General features: G+C 49.7%; 21 protein-coding genes and 1 riboswitch. Of the genes, 17 read left to right on the top strand and 4 right to left on the bottom strand.

The window, feature by feature from the left end; genetic code table 11:
• Positions 1-16: 16 nt before the first annotated feature.
• The 4 genes from JMF85_RS26095 to JMF85_RS26080 all read left to right on the top strand — a co-directional run bounded on the left by JMF85_RS26095 (position 17) and on the right by JMF85_RS26080 (position 5,891).
• Positions 17-1,321: an ABC transporter substrate-binding protein gene (locus tag JMF85_RS26095; protein ID WP_155614555.1), complete on the top strand. Its 1,305-nt coding sequence runs from the start codon at positions 17-19 to the stop codon at positions 1,319-1,321.
• A 63-nt stretch (positions 1,322-1,384) separates the two neighbouring features.
• Positions 1,385-2,290, top strand: a complete 906-nt coding sequence (locus JMF85_RS26090) for a carbohydrate ABC transporter permease (protein WP_127608425.1) — start codon at positions 1,385-1,387, stop codon at positions 2,288-2,290.
• A 1-nt stretch (position 2,291) separates the two neighbouring features.
• A complete protein-coding gene (locus JMF85_RS26085; RefSeq protein WP_054797722.1) occupies positions 2,292-3,113 on the top strand; it encodes a carbohydrate ABC transporter permease in 822 nt (273 codons plus the stop codon).
• A 291-nt stretch (positions 3,114-3,404) separates the two neighbouring features.
• The gene (locus JMF85_RS26080) at positions 3,405-5,891 is read left to right on the top strand and encodes a glycoside hydrolase family 31 protein (RefSeq protein WP_201319250.1); all 2,487 of its coding nucleotides are present in this window, start codon (positions 3,405-3,407) and stop codon (positions 5,889-5,891) included.
• A gap of 131 nt (positions 5,892-6,022) precedes the next feature.
• Here the strand turns inward: JMF85_RS26080 and JMF85_RS26075 are convergent, their stop codons facing one another.
• From JMF85_RS26075 to JMF85_RS26065, 3 genes are all read right to left on the bottom strand, one after another.
• Positions 6,023-6,172: a hypothetical protein gene (locus tag JMF85_RS26075; RefSeq protein ID WP_164751859.1), complete on the bottom strand. Its 150-nt coding sequence runs from the start codon at positions 6,170-6,172 to the stop codon at positions 6,023-6,025.
• A 69-nt stretch (positions 6,173-6,241) separates the two neighbouring features.
• Positions 6,242-6,613 carry a hypothetical protein gene (locus JMF85_RS26070; RefSeq protein ID WP_127608428.1) on the bottom strand — a complete coding sequence of 124 codons (372 nt, stop codon included), beginning with the start codon at positions 6,611-6,613 and terminating at the stop codon, positions 6,242-6,244.
• A 157-nt stretch (positions 6,614-6,770) separates the two neighbouring features.
• Positions 6,771-7,232: a hypothetical protein gene (locus JMF85_RS26065; protein ID WP_201319249.1), complete on the bottom strand. Its 462-nt coding sequence runs from the start codon at positions 7,230-7,232 to the stop codon at positions 6,771-6,773.
• A 266-nt stretch (positions 7,233-7,498) separates the two neighbouring features.
• Between JMF85_RS26065 and JMF85_RS26060 the strand changes: the two genes are divergently transcribed.
• From JMF85_RS26060 to JMF85_RS26000, 13 genes are all read left to right on the top strand, one after another.
• Positions 7,499-8,497 carry a LacI family DNA-binding transcriptional regulator gene (locus JMF85_RS26060; protein ID WP_155614551.1) on the top strand — a complete coding sequence of 333 codons (999 nt, stop codon included), beginning with the start codon at positions 7,499-7,501 and terminating at the stop codon, positions 8,495-8,497.
• A 286-nt stretch (positions 8,498-8,783) separates the two neighbouring features.
• Positions 8,784-10,058, top strand: coding sequence for an ABC transporter substrate-binding protein (locus JMF85_RS26055; RefSeq protein WP_127608431.1), 1,275 nt, complete (start codon positions 8,784-8,786; stop codon positions 10,056-10,058).
• A gap of 68 nt (positions 10,059-10,126) precedes the next feature.
• Positions 10,127-11,002 (top strand): branched-chain amino acid ABC transporter permease, encoded by an 876-nt coding sequence (locus JMF85_RS26050; RefSeq protein ID WP_127608432.1) that lies wholly within the window; start codon positions 10,127-10,129, stop codon positions 11,000-11,002.
• A 13-nt stretch (positions 11,003-11,015) separates the two neighbouring features.
• On the top strand, positions 11,016-12,044 hold the full coding sequence (locus tag JMF85_RS26045) for a branched-chain amino acid ABC transporter permease (protein WP_164751860.1): 1,029 nt from the start codon (positions 11,016-11,018) through the stop codon (positions 12,042-12,044).
• The gene (locus JMF85_RS26040) at positions 12,031-12,753 is read left to right on the top strand and encodes an ABC transporter ATP-binding protein (RefSeq protein ID WP_127608434.1); all 723 of its coding nucleotides are present in this window, start codon (positions 12,031-12,033) and stop codon (positions 12,751-12,753) included. The genes JMF85_RS26045 and JMF85_RS26040 overlap by 14 nt, the downstream gene beginning before the upstream one ends.
• On the top strand, positions 12,746-13,450 hold the full coding sequence (locus JMF85_RS26035; protein WP_127608435.1) for an ABC transporter ATP-binding protein: 705 nt from the start codon (positions 12,746-12,748) through the stop codon (positions 13,448-13,450). Before JMF85_RS26040 ends, JMF85_RS26035 begins: the two co-directional genes overlap by 8 nt.
• Before the next feature lie 18 nt (positions 13,451-13,468).
• Positions 13,469-14,899: an aldehyde dehydrogenase family protein gene (locus JMF85_RS26030; protein WP_201319268.1), complete on the top strand. Its 1,431-nt coding sequence runs from the start codon at positions 13,469-13,471 to the stop codon at positions 14,897-14,899.
• A gap of 12 nt (positions 14,900-14,911) precedes the next feature.
• Complete coding sequence (locus JMF85_RS26025; protein WP_201319248.1) at positions 14,912-16,078, top strand: iron-containing alcohol dehydrogenase; 1,167 nt, start codon at positions 14,912-14,914, stop codon at positions 16,076-16,078.
• A gap of 54 nt (positions 16,079-16,132) precedes the next feature.
• A complete protein-coding gene (locus tag JMF85_RS26020) occupies positions 16,133-16,891 on the top strand; it encodes an SDR family NAD(P)-dependent oxidoreductase (protein ID WP_155614549.1) in 759 nt (252 codons plus the stop codon).
• Between the two features lie 17 nt (positions 16,892-16,908).
• Positions 16,909-17,862 (top strand): 3-hydroxyacyl-CoA dehydrogenase family protein, encoded by a 954-nt coding sequence (locus tag JMF85_RS26015; RefSeq protein ID WP_155614548.1) that lies wholly within the window; start codon positions 16,909-16,911, stop codon positions 17,860-17,862.
• 81 nt (positions 17,863-17,943) lie between these two features.
• Positions 17,944-19,101 (top strand): iron-containing alcohol dehydrogenase, encoded by a 1,158-nt coding sequence (locus JMF85_RS26010; protein WP_201319247.1) that lies wholly within the window; start codon positions 17,944-17,946, stop codon positions 19,099-19,101.
• Positions 19,102-19,331: 230 nt separating this feature from the next.
• Entirely contained in the window at positions 19,332-19,772 is a 441-nt protein-coding gene (locus tag JMF85_RS26005; RefSeq protein WP_054797732.1) for a hypothetical protein, read from the top strand.
• Positions 19,773-19,874: 102 nt separating this feature from the next.
• Positions 19,875-20,213, top strand: a complete 339-nt coding sequence (locus JMF85_RS26000; protein WP_372813143.1) for a hypothetical protein — start codon at positions 19,875-19,877, stop codon at positions 20,211-20,213.
• Between the two features lie 11 nt (positions 20,214-20,224).
• On the opposite strand, the gene JMF85_RS25995 is transcribed toward JMF85_RS26000, so the two are convergent.
• Positions 20,225-20,599, bottom strand: a complete 375-nt coding sequence (locus tag JMF85_RS25995) for an MmcQ/YjbR family DNA-binding protein (RefSeq protein ID WP_054799403.1) — start codon at positions 20,597-20,599, stop codon at positions 20,225-20,227.
• 291 nt (positions 20,600-20,890) lie between these two features.
• Positions 20,891-21,093, top strand: a riboswitch (cobalamin riboswitch).
• The last annotated feature ends 197 nt before the right edge of the window (positions 21,094-21,290 follow it).

Raw genomic sequence — 21,290 nt, 5'->3', positions numbered from 1 at the left:
GAGGGAGTTGATTGCAATGAGAAAAAGCTTCAAATTTGTATCGGTTACTCTGGTTTTGGTTATGTTAGCCTTGATGTCTCTTGCTTGCGGCAAGAAAGACGACGATCCTGCAGCTTCGGACGGCAAGAAAAATGCGACGCTTGATTTCGTATGGTTCTCGGATGGTGTCGAAGGCGGAGTCATGAAGGACATTATTAAAGATTACGAAGGAAAAAATCCGAACATTAAAATCAATTTAATTGAAATTGCTTACAAGGATTTATCGACCAAAATGAAGACGATGGTCGCCGGAGGAAAGCCGCCGGCACTTGCGCGGATCAGCACAACTGAGATCGGGGCGTTCTCCAATCAGGCGTTGGATCTCGCAACTTATGTCGGAGGCGTCGATAAATTTACAGAGCAATTTATCGATTCCATTAAACCTTATTACGTGGTCGACAATAAAGTTATTGCCGCTCCGATGGATGTGACGGCAAACGGATTGATTTATAACAAGACGCTTTTTGACAAAGCCGGAGTGAAGGTGCCTACTTCTCCCGATGCTGTATGGACTTGGGACGAATTCAGTGCAGCTTTGAAGCAGGTTATGGAAAAGGGCGGAGCCAAATACGGGATGGTATGGGACTTCACGCCACATCGCTGGTCCACGCTGCTGTACCAGTTCGGCGGCAGCATGATCAGTCAAGACGGCACGAAAGCAACGATTAACAATGAAGCGGGCGTTCAAGCGGCCGATTATTTCAAAAAGCTGCACAAGGATGGCGTCATGCCGATTTCCGTTTGGCTCGGCGGCGAAAACCCGAACAACCTATTCCGTTCCGGTACGGTAGCCGCACATTTGGCCGGAAACTGGATGGTCAGCAACTACAAAGACATTACCAACTTCGAGTGGGGCGTAACGTATATGCCGAAGGCGAAGCAGCGCTCCTCCGTTCCTGGCGGTAAATTCGTGATGGCCTTCAAAAACTCCGGTGTAGAGAAAGAAGCGGCGAGCTTCATCGAATACTTGTCCAGCAAGGAAGTGAACTCGAAATTTAATAAAGAATCTTTGTTCATGAGTCCGCGCAAAGACAGCAGCAAGCTGGATTATGCATTCGGCAAAGAGATGTTCGAAGTATTCGCTAACGAGTTGAATAACACGGCTCCAGCCGCAGCTGAAGATTGGTCCAAGCAAGGCATCGTTCCGAAATTCAGCAACGATTTGAAAAATAATTTGGTCGAGGTCATCACCGACAAATCAACGGCCAAAGAAGCTATGGATAAAACAGCTAAAGCGATCGACAAAGCCATTAGCGACGATAAGAAAGACGATAAAAAATAATAGGTTGAAGGCTGCTGCGATAGGCGGCAGCCTTTGATTTTTATTAGGAAAGGGGAAGCAATAATGTCAGCGCATGCTATGGATACCGGGATGAAGAAAAAGTCGCGGCCGAAAAAAAAGCTACAACTAGCTCCGTATTTATTTGTCTTGCCTAACTTTTTGATTTTTTCCGTGTTTATTGTGATCCCGACGCTTATCGGTTTTGTATATTCCTTTCACGAGTACGACGGGTTAAATCCGATGAGCTTTGTAGGTATCGATAACTACAAAGAAGTATTCGCCAATGAGGAGTTCTGGACGGCCCTGAGCAAGACCGCTTTGTATGCGGCCACTGTGGTGCCCGGTATTTATTGCTTATCATTGGCCGTAGCGATACTGCTTATTCAGCAAATTAAGCTTAGGGGTTTGTTCAGAGCCATTTTTTATTGGCCGACTATGATTTCATTCATCATTGTCGGTTTGACCTGGAAATGGATTTTCGGAGATTTCGGTATTTTAAATTATGTGTTAACCCTTGTCGGAGCGGAGCCGGTTCACTTTCTATCTGATCCGACTTATGCCAATCTGTCGGTTATTGTTGCGACCCTGTGGTCGCGGGTCGGGTTTTTCATGGTCATCTTCATGGCCGGATTGCAGGTCATCCCGAACGATTATTACGAAGCGGCGCATCTCGACGGCGCATCCAAGCTGCGTTCCTTCTGGAGCATCACGCTGCCTCTTCTGAAGCCAACGAGCCTGCTGGTCATCATGATTTCGTTAATCGACGCGTTTAAGGCGTATCCGCTGATGTTCGCTCTTACGGGCGGCGGTCCGGGAAGAGAGACGACATTTATCGTTCAATATATTTATGAGATCGGCTTCGCCAAGCAAGAGCTCGGTATGGCAAGCTCCATGTCGGTCGTATTGTTCGCGCTCATTGCCGTTTTTACCGTCGTGCAATTCAAGCTCTCCAAAGGAGGCGCAAACTAATATGGAAATGAAACCGCTGGTTAGAATATCGGTGTATACGCTGTTAATTGTTTTTGGATTGTTTTGGTTGTTTCCGGTACTTTGGGTCGTACTCTCGGCTTTCAAGACGAACACGGATCTGTATAGTTTTCCTCCGAGCCTTTTTCCGAAGACCGTGACGTTTGAGCATTTCATCGCTGCCTTTGATAAAGGGAACTTTGGGGCTTATTTCATCAACAGCACCATCGTCACCGTTTCTTCGACGCTGCTGCTGCTGCTTATCAATTCTATGGCTGGATTCGCCTTGGCCAAGTACCGATTTAAAGGCGATACGTTCCTCTTGGTCGGATTTATTTCCACCTTGATGATTCCTCTGGAAGTCATCATGATTCCGATTTTTAAGGTGATCAGTTTTCTCGGGCTGTACAACAATTTGCTCAGCATCATTATTCCTCCAGCGGCAACGCCAACAGGTGTGTTCCTGCTGAGACAATATTTGCTTTCCGTTCCGGATGAACTGCTGGAAGCGGCGCGGATAGACGGCGCATCCGAGTGGAGGATCTACTCGCGAATTATTTTGCCGGTCTGCAAGCCAATCCTGGCGGTACTGGCGATCTTCTCCTTCATGTGGCGTTGGGATGATTTCTTGTGGCCGCTGATCGGGATCAGTGATCCTTCCTTGTACACGATTCAACTCGCGCTTTCCAATTTCATCGGGGAGTTCAATGTGGATTGGGGCAGTTTGCTTGCGATGTCCGTAATTACGATGATACCGGTTCTTGTCGTGTTCCTGATGTTCCAGCGCTATTTTGTCAGCGGCATGGTAACTTCGGGGATGAAATAAAGGATCATGAATCATAACAACTTGACCGCCGCAGCTATGGAGGCTGTGGCTATTTTTTCTCGATAGCAAGGTGTATGGAACAAATAAGGGGAAGCGGCAATTAGGGGACAATATCGGTTAAATATATAGCAACAATTGCAAAGTAAAAAAACGAGGAAATGCTATGATGAATATAAGATCCCGGTTAATTCCGTTGGAACGAACTTGGTTGATCGTATAACAGAATGATTAACATGTATCGGATATTGTGGTGGATATCAAAATGGTTTGGTAGGGAAGGGGTAAGGAATTATGCTGGTAAGCAACACATTACTGCAGGTCATCGAAGGGCATAATTATTTGGATCTCATTACAAATGCAGCCAGATACCGAATTATTTTGATGAAAGACGAGGTGATTCGAATCCGGTGCTCCTTCGACGAACAATTCGTTGAAGAGGCTTCCTACGTTCTCGCGATGACGGCTTGGGAAGATAAATTGGACTCCATCGTCGACGGCCGGAAAAAAATAGAGGCGCTTCCCGTTAACTATCAAGATTCGGACACGCAATTCGTGCTATCAACGCAAAAGTTGAACGTCATTATCCATAAACAGCCTTTTGCTATCGAAATTCAAGATAAACAGGGTACGGTGCTTCATGCGGATTTGAAGGAAAGATCCTATGTCAAAGACAAGCAAGGCCGGTTGTATCACTATTCGTGTATGAACGATGAGGACTATTTCTACGGCTTCGGCGAGAAGGCCGGCGCTTTGAACAAGAAAAAAAGAAGAATGCGTATGCACAATGTGGACACGCTCGGTTACGACTCCGAACATACGGACCCGTTGTACAAGCATATTCCCTTTTATATAAAGCTCAACGGCAAAACTCAGCAGGCGACCGGGCTATTCTACCACAATTCCTGCGATTCGGTCTTCGATATGGGCTGTGAGCGGAGCGGCTATTGGAACCCTTATTCGTATTTTTGTGCGGACGGCGGGGAACTGGACATCTTCTTTATGTATGGACCGGAAATAAAAGACGTCGTACGTCATTACACCGATTTAACCGGTAAAACGATTCTGCCTGCCAAGTATTCCCTCGGGTATATGGGTTCCACCATGTACTATACCGAGCTGGAGAAAGATTCCGACAAAGCGATTTTGAGCTTCCTGGACAAATGCAAGGAAGAAGGCATTCCGTGCGACGGGTTCTTCATGTCGTCCGGCTATACGACGGGTCAAGACGGAAAGCGCTATGTTTTCAATTGGAACAACGACAGGTTCCCGGATCCTAAGGCGTTTATCGGGGAGCTCATGCAGAAAGGCGCAGCGCTCGTGCCGAACATTAAGCCGGGTATGCTGACTACGCATCCGTTGTACAAAGAATTTGATGAAGCGGGAGCTTACGTAAAGGACCAGAACGGGGAAGGCCCGCAAACAGACCGCTATTGGGGCGGCCCGGCATCGTTCGTGGATTTTACGAATCCCGAAGGCAGAGCGCTGTGGAAGAAGCACCTGAAGGAATCCTTCATCTCACTCGGCGTCACTTCCATTTGGAATGATAACAACGAATATGAAATTAACAATGAGGACGCGTTATGCGATTTTGAAGGCGAAGGTAAACCGATCAGCGAGCTGCGTCCGATCATGCCGAACCTGATGGCCCAGATGGCCAAGGAGGCGATTGCCGAGGTCGAACCGAACATCAGGCCGTACATTGTGAACCGGGCGGGCTTCGCGGGCATCCAGCGGTTTGCCCAGACGTGGGCCGGAGACAACAGCACAAGCTGGAAGAGCCTGAAATTCAATATACCCGTTATTCTGGGCATGGGACTTTCGGGCGTGGCTAATCAAGGCTGCGATATCGGGGGGTTCTTCGGTCCGGCGCCGGAACCGGAGCTGTTCGTGCGCTGGGTGCAGAACGGTATTTTTCAGCCCAGGTTCTCCATTCATTCCTGCAATACCGACAATACCGTGACCGAGCCTTGGATGTACCCTTCTTATACGAAGTATATCCGTGAAGCCATCCAGCTTCGCTACAAGCTGGCGCCTTATTTCTACTCCCTGCTGTTCGAAGCTTCCACAGAAGGTTCGCCGGTTATGCGCCCGCTGGTTTATGAGTTCCAGCAGGATGCCCGGGTATGGGAAGAGAGCTTTGACTTCATGCTCGGACGCTCCATCCTGGTTGCGAACGTGCTGGAGGAACAGGCCAAGACGAGAAAAGTATACTTGCCGAAAGGCTGCGATTGGATCGAGTGGAACAGCAAAAAACGGTATGCGGGGGGACAAACGATTGAGTTTGACGTTACCCTGGCCTCCATTCCGATGTTCCTCCGGACCGGTGCGATTGTGCCGATGGCTGTCGGTCTGAATAACCTCCATCAAGACGTGATGGAAGAGCTGCGGCTGATCATTGAACCGTCGGAAGATGCGAGCTTCGTGCTGTATGAGGATGACGGGCTGACCAACGATTATCAGCGTGGAGCTTATCTGCAGACGACGATCCGCGTGAAAGCCGGCCAAGAAACCGTCATTTCGTTCTCAAACGAAGGTGAATATGACAGTACGCTGAAAACGTTGGTGATCGACTTGATTTGCAAAGAGATCGCTCCGGTTCAAGTGAAGCTGCAGGGCAGGAAGCTTGCCATGTTCCTGGATCCCAAGGAATGGAATGACCAAGCGGAAGGCTGGTACTACGATACGGAACAAAAAACGGCTAAAATTAAATATTCTCAGCTACAAACAGATTACGAGGTAAGCGTTCATTTTGACGTGAAGGATCTGATTTCCATTTAGCAGGATATGCCCTGATTCATAAGGGAAACAGGTGTTGAATCATGAAGAAACCGTTCTGTACAGAACGGTTTCTTCGCGATATCCCCAGGTGCCGTAACCTGCCCAGGTATCGTTCTCAGCAGCTTTGGAGACTACTCGTCAGCCGCTTCTCCGGCCAGTTTATCGATGATTTGCTCAACGGCTTCACTTAGGAGATCCGTAGGCGTGATGTCTTCCTGGTCAGCGGGTGTAGGAATACTGTTATTCGTGAAGTGTTCGAAGTAATCTTCTTTATTTTCCATGGATGAGCCTCCGGACTGCAGGATTACAAGTATGATTTGTTTACGGAGACCATCATATGCATAGAATTCCTATAAAAACTTGTTTTCGGTTTCTTTTCGTTTATCGAGACTTAATTTGATGAACAGCTGGGTCAATTCATTGGTGGGGTTGTCCAAGATAACATTTTGATTGTTCATATGAATGTGCTCTATAGACCAACTATGGAACAGAAGCTTTCCTTCCGTTTCAAGTCCCTCAAACGCAAAATCTCCTGCGTATTGATAAACACCTTGCTTATCTTTGAGAAGTATATCAAGACGTTTGGAGCTTATATGGATGCTCAGCAAAATATTATCGCCCATCTCGACAAGCATGGTGCCTCCGCGAACGCCCAAGCCAAGCTTGTACCAACGTCCGGATAACGACTCTGCAAGCGTAAAATCATCAGGGAAATCACTCATCAAGATCACCTTTTTGCATTTTTATTTAGAATACCACGAATTGAAAAAAGATATAAACAGGCAAGGGAATCTGAGTATGGATTTACATGCGGCATGCAGACAAGCCGCCTCCAACTTCCGGAAGCGGCTGCTATGAGTAATGGGGGATATATAGAATTTATTGCAGCTGGCTTTGACTGCTTTGTTGGGCTATAAGGTCTCTGGTCCAATCGATCATGCCATTCATCATATTCAAGATAAGGCTGATTACATCTTCATTGGTTAACGCCGATTTTTTTTGGTTGGTTGCGATATATTCTTGCATTTTCATTTCCAAAGCATCCGTTAAATCTTTGAGTTTTAAAAAATCGACAGCGATATCATTAATTTGCTGTCCGCTATTCGTGGCTGCGTCTTGATTACCGTTGCCGCTGCTTTGTTTATCGCTTTGGCTGCTGCTGCTTTGATGATTCCCATTATTTTCGTTACTGCTTTGATTCGTGCCGTTGTTTTGATTATTTTTATTATTATTGGATTGATTTCGGATTAAATCTTTAATTTGTTGCAATTCCTGGGTTAATAATTGGTTTTGTTCGGTTAAGCCATCGATCTGTTCCTTGATTTCACGGTTGCTTATCATAAAAATCTCCTTGACCAAAGATTAATTTTAGTTGTATTGTAACCAACAAAATACGCATTATCCAAACCGGATCCGGTTCCAATGCGTTGAATGGGGTTCTTAAAAATATTTTATAAAATGAGAGTAGACAAGAAACTAAATTTCGAATATACTCAACTTAAATGAATGCGCATTCATGGCATACATTGGAGAAGTAGATGGTTCTTCTGGTAAGGAAAGAGTAGATTTGGCTTCATTTTTGAATACGTATTCTTGGAGAAAAACTTATGGCGTCTTCTAACGATGTGGCTAAAAGGGCCGGAGTATCACAATCCACCGTTTCTCGTGTACTAAATGGCGCGGAAAGTGTAAATCCCAAGACGCGGCAGAAAGTTCTTCAAGCTATTGAAGAATTGCGATACCGTCCCAATTTGATTGCAAGAAGTCTAGTCACGAAAAGTACGAAGACCATTGCAATGGTGTCTGGTTCGATTTTGAATCCTTTTTTTGCAGAGACGACAGATTCGATTGTTCAGTATGCGAGCCAAAAAGGATACAACGTCACGGTTAGCTTTGATGAGGAACTGACCTCGAACTGGCTTGAAACCGCTATCGGAAATTCGGTTGACGGCATTCTGTTGTCCTCGCTAAAACTGGATGACCCTGTCTTTGAAGATTTACAGCGTTCCGGCGTACCTTACATGCTCTACAACCGCAAGCCGCAAATCGGCGGAAACTATGTGGTGCTGGACAACGCCCTCGCTGGCGAGCTGGTCGCCAAGCATTTATTAGATCTGGGGCATTCGCGCATTGCGTATATTTCGAAGAGCGGCAATATTTCAACGTTTAAAGAACGATTCACCGGGTTTATTCAAGCCGTTAATAGCGAGGCGTTGACGGTCGATTCCGATCTTGTTTATTTTTTGGATTTTCCCGAAGTGGAAGTTGAGAAGGTCGTATGGAAGTTAATGAACGGGCCCAAGCCTCCGACCGCAATCCTGTGCGCGAACGATGCCATTGCGCTGCAGTGCATGGATGCGCTGCTGTCAATAGGGCTTAACATTCCCGAGGATGTAAGCTTAGCGGGGATTGACAATATTAAAATTGCATCTCATCGCGCGATAAGATTGACAAGCGTCGGTCACGAGAAGTATCAAATGGGCGAGATTGCCGTGGAAAGTCTGATCAATATGATAGAGGGAATTGAAGACACGTCCACGCCCAAACAAATTGTGCTGAAGCCTGAACTGGTGGTGCGGAACACCACGTGTAAAGCTCGTTGTTGAACGGGAGTTTCTTTACAGGGATTCCCCTTCGCAAGTCTTTATGAATACGTATTCTATAAAGCGTTTACAACTGGCTGATGAATACGTGTTTTTTTAACCGGTTACAATATTCAACCCTAAACCGTCACTATTTAACGAATGGTTCATGGTAAAATAGTCTACTATTTTTGCTCGGCAAGCCATGTCCCTATTCAAACCGATTTGAATACGCATTCATTGAAGCGGTTTCAAACGCCGTAAAGGCGAGAAACATATAATCTTTTACTTTATTAAAGGGGGTTTTTGTATGAAGAAATTTTCTTTAATTACGATGAGCGCCATACTTGCCTTTGGTTTGACTGCTTGTGGAGGCGGGACCAAAGAAGCAGCCGGTGGCAGCGGTGGCTCAGGCGGTTCAAGCAGTGCCGGTGGAGCCGTTAAAATCGGCGTCATCCTTCCGCTTACCGGAGATGCAGCGCCATTAGGGGATCAAAGTAAAAAAGCCATAGAAGTAGCCGTTGAAGAAATTAACGCAAAAGGCGGGATCAAGTCCCTGAACGGCGCGAAATTAGAGCTTGTTTTTGGCGATAGCCAAGGCAATCAGCAAGCGGCGGTTTCCGAGACGGTTCGTTTGATCGATAAGGAAAAGGTTGCTCTCATCACAGGAGCTTACCAATCCGGGATGACCTTGCCTGCTTCCCAGGAAGCGGAGAAGAAGAACAAGATTTGGTTCGCTTCGGTTCCATCGGACGATTCCATTACAACACGCGGCTTTAAGAATGTATTCCGGATCGCCGATACTTCCAAAATGCGCGTTACTACACAAATCAACTTCATGAACGACCTGAAAGCGAAAGGCACGGAAATCAAGACAGTCGCGCTCGTGTATGAGAACAGCTCCTGGGGACAAGGCGTAGCGAAGTACTGGAAAGAGGATTTGCCGAAGGCGGGCTATCAAGTCGTCCTCGACGAGCCGTACGACCGGAAAGCGACCGATTTAACGCCGGTAGCCAATAAGGTGAAAGGGGCAAACCCCGACGCTATTCTGATGGTTTCCTATGTACAAGATGCGACCCTGCTGGCCAAAGCGTTCAAGCAGCAAAAGGTAACGCCAAAAGCCTTTATTTCCACGGCGGGCGGAACAGCGGATATGCAGTTCGTGAAAAATGCCGGCGAGGATGCGCTCAACTGGTTTGATATTTCCGCCTGGGAGCCGGATGTGAACCGTCCTGGATCCAAAGAGCTGGACAAACTGTTTGTGGATAAATTCGGAGGACATCCGAGCGGCGAGCAAATTAAAGAATACGCAGGCATCTACACGATTGCGGATGCGCTGGAGCGTGCGAAATCGACGGATACGGAAGCGCTTCGCAAGGCGTTGAAAGAAACGAATCTGACAAGCGGTCCGACTCAAATTTACACGAAAACGATTCACTTTAATGAACAAAATACGCTGCCGGATCCAAGCTTAGTTATGGCTCAATTCCAGAAAGTAAACGGCAAGGTTGAACGTGTTACGGTTTATCCGCAAGCCGATGCCCGTCAAGGTTCCCAAATCATATATCCGTATAAAGCGGAGTAAGCAAGTAGAGAGGGGTGGGGTTCTGTTCCCCACTCTTCTCTTACCCAAGCGGTAAAGGAGGAGTATTCGTGAGTCAAGCGCTGGTTCATGGGATTTTAATGGGTTCGGTTTATGGGCTCATTGCCCTAGGTTTAACCTTGATTTTCGGCATTATGAAGGTAATTAACTTCGGTCACGGTTCGTTTTTGATGATTGCTATGTTCCTGTCTTATTTCGGGATTACTTCTCTTGGGCTGCATCCCTATGTATCCCTCCTGATTGTGGTTCCCGCTATGTTTCTCATCGGCTACGGGGTTAACAAGTTTTTGGTTCAACCCGTGCTGAATAAAGAAGCGGATGTGCGCGAGCCGGTTGGCGCCCTGCTGTTAACGGCTTCCGTTTCGATCGTATTGGATAATGGAATTCTTGCTACCTTCGGCGGCGATTATCGGACGATCAAAACCTCTTTTTCAGACGCCACCGTTACGTTCTTAGGGGTTACGAATGGTCTTTCCCGCGTCTATGCTTTTGTTCTTTGTATTATTGTGACGGCTATTTTCTATTGGATCATGAATAAAACGGAAATTGGCCGTCAGATTCGTGCAGTAGGACAAGACAGGAACGCAGCCAAATTAATGGGAATTAACATCGGAAAAACGTTCAATATTGCATTCGGTATGGGCATGGCGCTGCTTGGGACGGCTGGCGTAGCGTTGCTGCCGTTCAACCAGTTATATCCGACTATCGGCGGCTTGTTTGGCACAACGGCTTTCGTCACCGTCGTATTAGGGGGCCTGGGCAGCATTCCGGGAGCGATCATCGGCGGCTTGCTTATTGGCATCGTTGAATCCGTAGCCACCTTATATGTTGCTCAAACATTAGCGCCGGCATTCGTCCTGTTTGGGTTCTTGTTATTCTTAACGATTCGTCCGTCGGGGCTATTCGGCTCTCCACATGATTGGTAATAGGAGTGATATGATGAAGAAGTTTCTACCTATCATTATCGTCGGGCTCATCTTTGCAGCCGTGCCCCCGTTGTTAGGAAATGACGAATATTTATTGAAAAGCTGTGTCTTTATTCTTCTGAATGCGTATCTGGCTACCAGCTGGAACATTGTCGGCGGGTACGCGGGGCAATTGTCCTTCGGTCATGCGGCTTTCATGGCAATCGGCGGATACGTTTCCACGCTGCTGTTTATGAATACCGGCTTGAGTCCCTGGATCGGGATGCTGATCGGCGGTATCGTGGTTGCCATCATATCGGTATTAATCGGGATTCCGACATTTCGCTTCAAAGGCGCTTATTTCGCTATCGCGACGGTTGCCTTTTCCGGCGGCTTGCTCACGATTCTGAAATCGGTGCCCAAGATTGGTCCGATTGAGCTGGGCTCTTCCGAAGGATTGATCATTCCGCTCGTAACCGACGGCGGTATTGCAAGCTTTCAGTTTCTCTCCAGTGTGCCGTACTACTATATCATTCTCGCTTTTACCGCGATTGTTCTTTTCGTATCCTGGTATATTGAGCGGTCGAAGCTCGGATTTTACTTGACGGCCATCCGTGAGGATGAAGAAGCGGCCAAAGCACTGGGCATTAATACGGCAAGAGTAAAGCTGTACGCCGCAGCGATCAGCGGATTTTTCACCGCTATCGGAGGTACGTTCTTCGGTCAGCTGATGGGGATCTTGCAGCCGGATACGGTTGCAGGTGCGGAAATGTCCGCTCATATGGTGTTCAACGCCATCGTAGGCGGAATCGGAACGGTGTTCGGACCGTTCATTGGTGCGATATTGCTTGGGACCGTGGGCGAAGTGTCGCGCGTGTACCTTGGAGATGGAATTCCAGGGCTTCATCTGGTCATCTACGGCATTATCGTCACGATCGTTATTGTATTCTGGCCTAAAGGAATCGTGGAGCCGCTGCAAAACTTCCTTTCCAAAAAACTGTCATTCAAAAAGAAAGTGGCGATGGGCGTAAAAGAGGGGAGGAACCAAGATGGCCGTGCTTGAGATCCAAAATTTAAATAAAAGCTTTGGCGGATTAACGGTAACCAAAAATTTATCGATTAGTGTGCAGGAAGGTCAAATTTTCGGGGTTATCGGGCCCAATGGCGCCGGTAAATCGACCCTCTTCAATCAAATCTCCGGATATATCCGTCCGGATTCCGGAAGCATTGTGTTTAATGACAAAAATATTGTGGGAAAACCCCCGTACGAGCTGTGCCGCGAAGGGATCGGAAGAACGTTCCAGATCGTGAAGCCGTTCGGTTCGAAGACGGTGCTATATAATGTGGCCGTAGGCGCGTTTGCAAGAACGAACAGCAGGAGCGAAGCGCTGCAAAAGGCGGAAGAAGTCGTCAAGCTGGTCGGCTTGGAGAGCCGGAAAGACTTATTGGCCAAAAACTTGACGATTGTCGACCGCAAACGCTTGGAAGTCGCAAAAGCGCTTGCGACCCAGCCTAAGTTGATACTGCTGGATGAGGTGCTGGCAGGACTGACGCCAAGCGAAGTAGATGAAGCGGTGGAATTAATTAGACGCATTCAACAATCAGGGGTCACGGTTCTCATGATCGAGCATGTCATGAGAGCGGTCATGGCCTTGTGCGAGCGTGTGCTTGTCATCAGCTACGGCGAACCGATCGCCGAAGGAACGCCGCAAGAGGTTACGCAAAATCCACAGGTTATTTCAGCGTATCTGGGGGATGATCATCATGCTTAAAGTGAAAAATCTGAGTGTACATTACGGCGGCATGCAGGCTCTGGCGAACGTCAATATCCAGGTTAACGAAGGGGAAATCGTCAGCATCGTCGGCTCCAATGGCGCCGGTAAATCCACCACCATTAATGCAATATCCGGACTTCGCAAATTAACGAGCGGAACCATCGAGTTTATGGGTAAAGACGCAACGGCGGTAGAGGCCCATGATCGGGTGCCGATGGGCATCGTTCAAGTGCCGGAAGGCCGAAAGCTGTTTCCGATCATGACCGTGGAAGAAAATCTGCTGCTCGGCTCCTCCCATCCGGAAGCCCGAAAAGTTAGAAATGAAACCTTGAAGGAAGTATACAAGCTGCTTCCGCGCCTGGAGGAAAGAAAGAAGCAAATTTCCAAAACCCTCTCGGGCGGGGAGCAGCAAATGGTAGCCATCGGCAGAGCCTTGATGAGCAGACCGAAGCTGCTTATGTTCGATGAGCCTTCGCTGGGCCTGTCTCCTCTGCTGGTTCAAAATCTGTTCAGTCTCATTAGACAGATCAGCAGTCAAGGCATTACGATTATGCTGGTTGAACAGAACGTGAAACAAACCTTGCAAATTGTAGACCGCTGTTATGTGCTGGAGAATGGATCCATAAGCTTGGAAGGAACCGGACAAGAGCTGCTGCACAACGATCACGTGAAGAAAGCATTCCTGGGTATGTAGGAGGAGGAGATGAGAGAGATGCATATCGGATCATTAATTAATGGCATCGAAGTACGGGGAGAGGGACGCGAAGAGCACGAAATCAGAAGCCCTTATAACGGCGAGGTTGTAGGCGTCGTGGAATACGGTACGCGCGAGGATATCGAGCAAGCGGTTCAAACGGCTTACCGCGTATTCCATGAAACGATGAAGAAGATGCCGGCCTACCGGCGCTCGGAGATTTTACGAAAAGCAGCGGATAGCCTGGAAGCTCAGGCGGAAGATTTTGCAAGGCTGCTCATGGCGGAAGCGGGCAAACCGATTCGCGACGCCCGGGGAGAAGTAGGGCGCGCCATTCAAGTGATACGTTTTGCGTCGGAAGAGGCCAAAGCCAATGACGGCGAGCTTATTAAGATGGATAGCGCCATCGGCGGAGAAAATCGGATCGGCTTTGCCAAAAGGTATCCGGTTGGCGTTGTTGCGGCAATTACGCCCTTCAATTTCCCGCTTAATCTCGTGCTTCATAAATTGGCGACGGCCTTTGCCGCAGGCTGCACCGTCGTGTTAAAGCCGGCGGAGAAAACGCCGCTGTCTGCGATGAAGCTAGCCAGATTGCTGGAGGAAGCCGGTTACCCCAAAGGGGCCTTGAACGTCGTCAATGGCACCGGGGTTGACTTGGTCGAGCCGCTTGTCACGCATCCGCTGGTCAAAAAAGTAACCTTTACGGGAAGCGGCCCCGTAGGATGGAAAATCAAAGAGATGGCAGGTCCGCGTAAAGTAACGCTGGAGCTCGGCTCCAATTCGCCTAATCTTATTTTCAATGACGCCAACTTGGAAATTGCCGTAGAAAGCATTCTCAAAGGCGGATTTACGTTTGCAGGTCAAGCCTGCATTTCGGTGCAACGGGTGTATGTCCAGAAGGACGTGTACCAGCCTCTATTGGACCGGCTTGTTCCTAAAGTAGCCAGCCTCAGAATCGGAGATCCCGCCCTGGAATCGACGGATATCGGACCGATGATCACGGAGCAGGCCGCCATTCGAGCGGAGGAATGGATCCGCGAAGCGGCTTCGGAAGGAGCGACTATTCTTGTTGGCGGGGAAAGAAACGGAAATATCGTCTCCCCAACCATAATTACCGATACCAAGCATCATATGAAAGTCGTTTGCCAAGAAGTGTTCGCTCCGCTCATTACGGTGATTCCGTTTGAAACGGAAGAGGAAGTCATCGCCGCAGCGAACGATTCGGACTACGGTCTCCAGGCAGGGGTGTTTACCTCGGATATTAACCGGGCGTTCCGCATCGCTGAACTGCTGGAAACCGGCGGCGTATGGATTAATGAAGTATCTACGGTCCGCACCGATCATATTCCGTACGGCGGAGTGAAATTGAGCGGACTTGGCAAGGAAGGCGTCAAATATGCGATTGAGGACATGACCGAAACGAAGTTTATCGGAGTCCGCTTACTTTAAGGGGGAAGCAGCATGAGTGTATCTTCTATTTTCCGAATGCCGAATGTGTTACTTACAGGAACCGGGTCTGTGCAGCAAGTCGGAGTCCAGGCTGTCAAATTGGGAGCTCGCAAAGTACTGGTCATTACCGATAAAGTATTGAACCAAACCGGATTGGTCAAGCAAGTGACCGATCCGTTAGAAGCCGAGAATATTCAAGTCGATATTATCGACGAAGTCGTTCCCGAGCCTCCGTTTGAAAATCTCGAGCAAATTGCGCGCAGCATTCGCGATCAAGGCTATGACGTGTTCGTCGGAATCGGCGGGGGAAGCGCATTAGATGTCACCAAAGCCTTGGCCATTATGATGACCAACCCGGGCGATGTACGGGAATTGGTCGGCATCGAGAAGGTGCGGAACAAAGGCATTCCGTTTATTTTAATCCCGACGACAGCAGGAACGGGCTCTGAAGTGACGTACAACGCCATTTTTACGGATATTCGGGATAACGTGAAAAAAGGGATTGTAAGTCCCTATCTTCTCCCGGATGTTGCAATCGTAGACGCAGCCTTGACGGTCTCCGTACCGCCTGCGGTAACGGCGGCTACGGGTATGGATGCATTAGTCCACGCTGTGGAATCCTACACGGCCCAGCGCGCATCGGAGTTGACGGACGGCATTGCGCTTCATGCGATTCAATTAATATCGCGCTCCATTCGTACTGCCGTATATAACGGCAAGAACATTCAAGCCCGCGAGGATATGGCGATGGGCAGTTTAATGGCCGGCATCTCCCTCGGCAATGCGGGAGTAGGAGCGGTTCATGCGTTAGCTTACCCGTTGGGCGGCAAATTTAAAGTTCCGCATGGCGTGGCGAATTCATTGCTGCTGCCTTATGTGATGAAATATAATGTGCTCGCCAATCTGGAAAAGTTTGCACAGGTAGCCAAGGCATTGGGAGAGAACACGGAAGAACTTTCTTTGCGCGATGCAGCGGAAACAGCGGTTCATGCCCTGGCCAGATTGTCACGGGATGTCGGGATTCCATCCACATTGCGGGACGTTGGCGTAACGGAAGACGATATTCCCGCTTTGGCTGAAGAAGCCAGCAAAATTGACCGCCTGTTAAATAATAATCCACGTTGGCTCACGGTGAAAGAAATCGAAGCGATCTACCGGGATGCTTACGAAGGGCAGTAACCCCAAACAGGCGTCTGCGGCGCCTGTTTTATTTTTGATACGGTGGGTGAAAGCATGAACTTTGACAGCCTGCAAGGAAAAGTTGTGATCGTGACGGGCGGGAACAAGGGGATCGGGAAAGACATCGCGCTATCGTTCGCTAAATTGGGCGCCCGTGTGATCATTACGGGGAGAGACGTAACCGCTTTGAACCAGACTTGCCGGGAGCTTCAACTGCACGCGCCGCAAAGCCTCGCCATGGCATGCGATATGCAGAAAGTGAGCGACATCCGGCAATTGGGCGATACGGCCTTGGAACGGTTCGGCCGGATCGATATATGGGTCAATAATGCAGGGATTAATATTGCGAAGCCTGCCCTGGAAGTGACCGAAGAAGATTGGGACCGGGTGCTGGATACGAACCTGAAAGGCACTTTTTTTGCTTGCCAGCGCGCAGGGGAGGTCATGCTTAAACAAGGGGGAGGCCGAATAATCAACATCGCCTCCCAAATGGCTTTTGTCGGCTATTTCAACCGGGCGGCGTACTGCTCGAGCAAAGGCGGGGTGGTGCAGCTGACCCGCGCTCTTGCGGTTGAATGGGCTTCCCAGGGCGTGCTCGTCAATGCCGTAGCGCCTACCTTTATTGAGACCGAGCTTACGGCCAAGATGCTCACCGATCCATCGTTCATGGAGGATGTCCTGCGCCGCATCCCGCTCGGACGGATGGCGAGGCCTCAGGATGTAACGGGAGCCGTCCTTTACCTGGCTTCCGATCTGGCCGGCTCCGTCACGGGAGAAACGATCCGCGTCGATGGCGGCTGGACGGCGATATAAGGAAGGGGGAGAGGGCTATGCGCGAACAGTTGGCTGTGATCGGCGCAGGTACGATGGGGCATTCGATTGCTTTGACCGCGGCTTGGGCCGGGATGCCTGTACAGGTTTGGGCAGCCGATTTGCACGATTTGAATAAAGGGAAGGCCGGCATTGAGGAGAAGCTTGCCATTCTGCGGGACAATCAATTAATCACAGACGACGAGCAAATCGAGATCGAACAGCGCATTCGCTTCACGACTGCTTTGGAAGCTTGTCTCTCCGGCGCCACCTTTGTGATAGAAGCGATTCCGGAGAATTTGCCGCTGAAGCAGATCTGGTTTGAAAAGCTCGATCGTTTATGCGGGGAGGACGTCATTCTCGCCAGCAATACGTCGGGGTTAAGTCCGACGGACATCGCATGGAAAGCCCGCTATAAGCATCGTATTCTAGTGACGCACTTTTGGAATCCCGCTCACCTCATCCCTCTCGTGGAAGTCGTTCGCGGTGCGGAGACATCGGATGAAGCGGCCCAGCGCGCGATGAACCTGTTGAATCACATGGACAAAAAACCTGTCGAGCTCAAAAAAGATGTGCTGGGTTCGATCGTGAACCGTCTGCAATACGCGCTGTTCCGTGAGGCTCAATATATAGCGGAGATGGGTGTTGCAACCATAGAGGATATCGATACGGCCGTTAAATACAGCATCGGAAGGAGACTCCCGGTTACAGGTCCGTTCATGACGGCCGATATGGGAGGGCTTGATGTATTTGATTCGATTTCCGGTTATTTGTTCCCCGATTTGAGCACGCATTCCGCATCGTTGCCGGCGATGCGCGCGCTCGTCGACAGCGGCAGCTACGGACAAAAAAACGGAAAAGGCTTTTATGAATGGACGCCGGCGTTCTCCCGGCAGATGAACCGGGAGCGAGAGCAGGAATTGATGGATTGGCTGAAAAAGGACAGGAGGAACCGAACGCCTGAAACGACCTGATACAGCTTAATTCGGCAAAGGCTCCGGGGATTTGGCGTCACCGAGATGAAAGAGATGATCTTCAATAAAGGAGTGTGCAGGATGAGTACATTTATTTCTCCCGTAAAAATTCATTTCGGAGAAGGTTGTGTCCGAAAAATTAGCGACGAATGCCAAGCGTTAGGAGTCCGTCGCGTGATCGTTTTCGCAGACCCGTTTCTCGTTACGTCAGGTGCCATAAGCAAAGTAGAACACATTCTGTCTGAGCATGGCATCGAATATTCGGTCTACGACCAAATCGTGCCCGAACCGCCGGTCGCTATCGGCGATCAAGCGGTCGATGCGGTCAGAAACTCCGGAGCGGAGCTGGTGATCGCGGTCGGAGGGGGCAGCGCGCTGGATATCGCCAAGGCCGCTGCGGTGCTTGCGACACATGAGGGCAGCATAGCGGATTATTTAAATTTGACCGGCACCAAGAAGCTGCAGCATAAGGGGCTTCCGAAAATCCTGATCCCGACAACATCAGGGACAGGGTCTGAGGTAACGGATATCGCCGTCTTTAACCTGGAGTCAACCAAGGACGTCATTACCCACAACTACCTGCTGGCGGATGTCGCGATTGTAGACCCAGAATTCACGTACAGCGTTCCACCCCGTGTAACGGCTGCCACTGGCGTAGATGCCTTCACTCACGCGCTTGAAGCTTATACGTCGATCCAATCCTCTACGCTCACGGATGCGCTGGCGTTGGAAGCGATGGATTTGATCGCCAAAAATCTTCGCAAAGCGGTATGGCAAGGCCACGATCAAGAGGCAAGAAGAGCTATGTCCTGGGGGAGTATGCTGGCGGGAATGGCCTTCTTCAATGCAGGGACGGCCGGCGTTCATGCGCTGGCTTACCCGCTCGGCGGATTATTCCATATTTCACACGGGGAATCGAACGCTCTCATGCTGCCTTATGTGTATGAATTTATTCTTCCCTCCTGCCTGGAGAAGATGGAGAAGGTTGCCTTCGTTACGGGGGTAGGACGCAAAGAGGCATCCACTCGGGACAATGCGCTCGCCGCGCTTCAGGCGGTTCGCGACCTGACTCAAGATGTCGGCATCCCGTCCTCCCTTCAGGCCTATGGCATTGAAGAGAAGGATATCGAGCTGCTGGCCCAGGACGGAGCCAAGCAAACACGCTTGCTGCAGCGGAGTCCCAAAGCCTTAACTTTAGACGATATTCGTCATGTTTACCGCAGAGCGCTTCAAGGATAGGAGCACGTCGAAGGGCGTGGCAGGCCGAAATGTGACGCTTGAATAAGACGCCAGACGCTAGGGGAATTTGCCTGGCGTCTTTTTTTTTGCGGGCTTTTCACTACGCGAGTGGTAGATCGTGTAAACTTATAGTAATATTTTCATCGGAAGATGTTCGAATCGGCGGAAGCTGAAAGAAGAACGCTTACGAAAATTCAAGTTGAGAGAGATTGCGAAAAAAGGGTGGAACCATGCCGTCATTTTTAGAGTTCTTTTATGAACGTCTCAAAAAGAAAGAGTTTGACAATTATCCGTTTATGATCTCGCTTCATCACGGACTGGCTTATACCGTACAACTGGAAGACCGGGTTACGAACCTGCTGATGCTGCCTTTCGAACAAACGGGTCTGGCCTACATCGAACCGAATCCGAACCCCGGCAACGTGGTGAACGTGCATCCTTATTACAGAGGCAGGATACTGCTGGAATTCGAAATTCTTCACGGCACGGACCTGCATAAGCCTAAAACCGAGGAGCAAGTGCTCGAATTTCTGTACCGCAACGCCTGGCAGCTTCATCAGTTGGCCGAAGGCATGCAGGGAAGCTTCGAGGATTACATGGTGAAGTTTAAAATGATGTGCGACTTTCTGCGTTACTTTAATTCCGTCGTTGTCATTCCGAATCGTTCGTAGAGGGAAGGGCTTGCGGCGGGAAGAAACATGTATCTATCCCGGGCCGTCCACGAGGAACGGGGGAATCCCTATGAAAAACGTACCAGGGGGAGGGGAACAGCCTTGTTACCGATGGAACAGGAAACGATGGCGCTGCTCGTCGGCGGTTTCGGCATCGTCATGGGCATTTCGTTTGTTTTTGTCATTTTGCTTTGGATAAAAGGGCGAAAAGAAGTATACCGCAGCGCCTTCGGGTGGGTGATCGCGCATTTCGTGGTGTTCAGTGCAGCGGTGGCCTGCTGTCTGAAGGCGATCGGCACGAGGCCGACGCACCCTTCGATGGCTTCGGAAGGAAACTCGCTGTGGCTCGGCATTGGCGGCGTCCTGTGGGCGGCCTCCATGCTGATCTTGCTCGGCGCGATCGCCGCATTCACGGCACGGGATACACATCGCGGGGAGTAACGTTAAGAGGCTCAGCTCTTTCGCTGCCCGGGGCCCCAGATCGCTTCCTTCTCCGCTTTTGACAAGTTCCGTCTGACAAGCTGATACGACTCTTCAAGCATGTTCTCAAGCTCCTCATCCGCCAGCTTTCCGTTCAAGATGACGGTATTCCAATGCCTTTTGTTCATATGATATCCCGGCAGCACGGTGTCTGGATACGTCTGGCGCATCAGCCAGATTGTGTCCGGATCGGCCTTCAGATTGACGCTCGGGACGCCGGATTGATGGCCTAATAAGGCGAACATTTTGCTGCCGACATAAAGCACCGGAAGATCGGGCTCGAACGGGTAACGCAGACTGGTTCCGGGTTTCTTCAACGCCAGGGCGATCAATAACTCGTGATTCATTTGACAAGAGGCTCCTTTCAGCGGCGGTTTTGCCTTTATTTCAGCATATCCGATCCCGGCTCTGATGAAAAGCCATAACCGCAGCTGGCCGAAGACTTGCGTGACCACGGGGCATAGGCATCAGACCGGGCGCCCAGCGCGGCGACAAAAGCGGCAAGCACTCCTGACGCGTGTCATCTCAACCTCCCGCATCAAGCTCCCTTTCCGACAAAGAGTTGGACAGTCTTGAAATAATCGTGCTATCATGGAAGTTGATTATCAAAGAAGTGCGTGAATACGTACCTAATTTTATATTGAGTTCAGAGAACAGGTGCCGATATGCCGCCATTGCGCGTATCGGCTTAATAGGGAAGCCGGTGTAAGTCCGGCACGGTCCCGCCACTGTAAGCGAGGAGCTTTTTCCGACCCAGGCCACTGTCGATTCGTCGATGGGAAGGCGCGTGAAAAAGCGATGAGACGCAAGTCAGGAGACCTGCCTGTTTTCCGCTGCCTTGTCACGATCGAACGCGACGAGAGCGGCAAAGTCACCAGAAAGCCTACGCGGATAGGGGGGTGTACGGGAATGGGTTCAGGCGTACTGCGGGTTAGAGCCAAGCGCTTGCCGTCATATTCGGCAAACGCGCGGGAATTTACCACGGCAGCAGCCGGTTCACTTTATCGTCAAGCATCTTTCCGAGAGGAAGGATGCTTT

Origin of the sequence: Paenibacillus sp. EPM92, assembly GCF_016586185.1 — a bacterium.
Taxonomy (GTDB): domain Bacteria; phylum Bacillota; class Bacilli; order Paenibacillales; family NBRC-103111; genus Paenibacillus_G; species Paenibacillus_G validus.
Note: the sequence above shows the minus strand (reverse complement) of the source record. Positions and strands in the feature narration are given on the sequence as shown.

Bases quoted from the DNA above. Each gene is read 5' to 3' on its own strand.
- JMF85_RS25995 (WP_054799403.1), bottom strand. From the start codon at position 20,599: ATGAATCACGAGTTATTGATCGCCCTGGCGTTGAAGAAACCCGGAACC.
- JMF85_RS26095 (WP_155614555.1), top strand. From the start codon at position 17: ATGAGAAAAAGCTTCAAATTTGTATCGGTTACTCTGGTTTTGGTTATG.
- JMF85_RS26010 (WP_201319247.1), top strand. From the start codon at position 17,944: ATGAGTACATTTATTTCTCCCGTAAAAATTCATTTCGGAGAAGGTTGT.
- JMF85_RS26075 (WP_164751859.1), bottom strand. From the start codon at position 6,172: ATGGAAAATAAAGAAGATTACTTCGAACACTTCACGAATAACAGTATT.
- JMF85_RS26060 (WP_155614551.1), top strand. From the start codon at position 7,499: ATGGCGTCTTCTAACGATGTGGCTAAAAGGGCCGGAGTATCACAATCC.
- JMF85_RS26080 (WP_201319250.1), top strand. From the start codon at position 3,405: ATGCTGGTAAGCAACACATTACTGCAGGTCATCGAAGGGCATAATTAT.
- JMF85_RS26045 (WP_164751860.1), top strand. From the start codon at position 11,016: ATGAAGAAGTTTCTACCTATCATTATCGTCGGGCTCATCTTTGCAGCC.
- JMF85_RS26015 (WP_155614548.1), top strand. From the start codon at position 16,909: ATGCGCGAACAGTTGGCTGTGATCGGCGCAGGTACGATGGGGCATTCG.
- JMF85_RS26005 (WP_054797732.1), top strand. From the start codon at position 19,332: ATGCCGTCATTTTTAGAGTTCTTTTATGAACGTCTCAAAAAGAAAGAG.
- JMF85_RS26055 (WP_127608431.1), top strand. From the start codon at position 8,784: ATGAAGAAATTTTCTTTAATTACGATGAGCGCCATACTTGCCTTTGGT.
- JMF85_RS26065 (WP_201319249.1), bottom strand. From the start codon at position 7,232: ATGATAAGCAACCGTGAAATCAAGGAACAGATCGATGGCTTAACCGAA.
- JMF85_RS26070 (WP_127608428.1), bottom strand. From the start codon at position 6,613: ATGAGTGATTTCCCTGATGATTTTACGCTTGCAGAGTCGTTATCCGGA.
- JMF85_RS26090 (WP_127608425.1), top strand. From the start codon at position 1,385: ATGTCAGCGCATGCTATGGATACCGGGATGAAGAAAAAGTCGCGGCCG.
- JMF85_RS26020 (WP_155614549.1), top strand. From the start codon at position 16,133: ATGAACTTTGACAGCCTGCAAGGAAAAGTTGTGATCGTGACGGGCGGG.
- JMF85_RS26030 (WP_201319268.1), top strand. From the start codon at position 13,469: ATGCATATCGGATCATTAATTAATGGCATCGAAGTACGGGGAGAGGGA.
- JMF85_RS26025 (WP_201319248.1), top strand. From the start codon at position 14,912: ATGAGTGTATCTTCTATTTTCCGAATGCCGAATGTGTTACTTACAGGA.
- JMF85_RS26035 (WP_127608435.1), top strand. From the start codon at position 12,746: ATGCTTAAAGTGAAAAATCTGAGTGTACATTACGGCGGCATGCAGGCT.
- JMF85_RS26040 (WP_127608434.1), top strand. From the start codon at position 12,031: ATGGCCGTGCTTGAGATCCAAAATTTAAATAAAAGCTTTGGCGGATTA.
- JMF85_RS26085 (WP_054797722.1), top strand. From the start codon at position 2,292: ATGGAAATGAAACCGCTGGTTAGAATATCGGTGTATACGCTGTTAATT.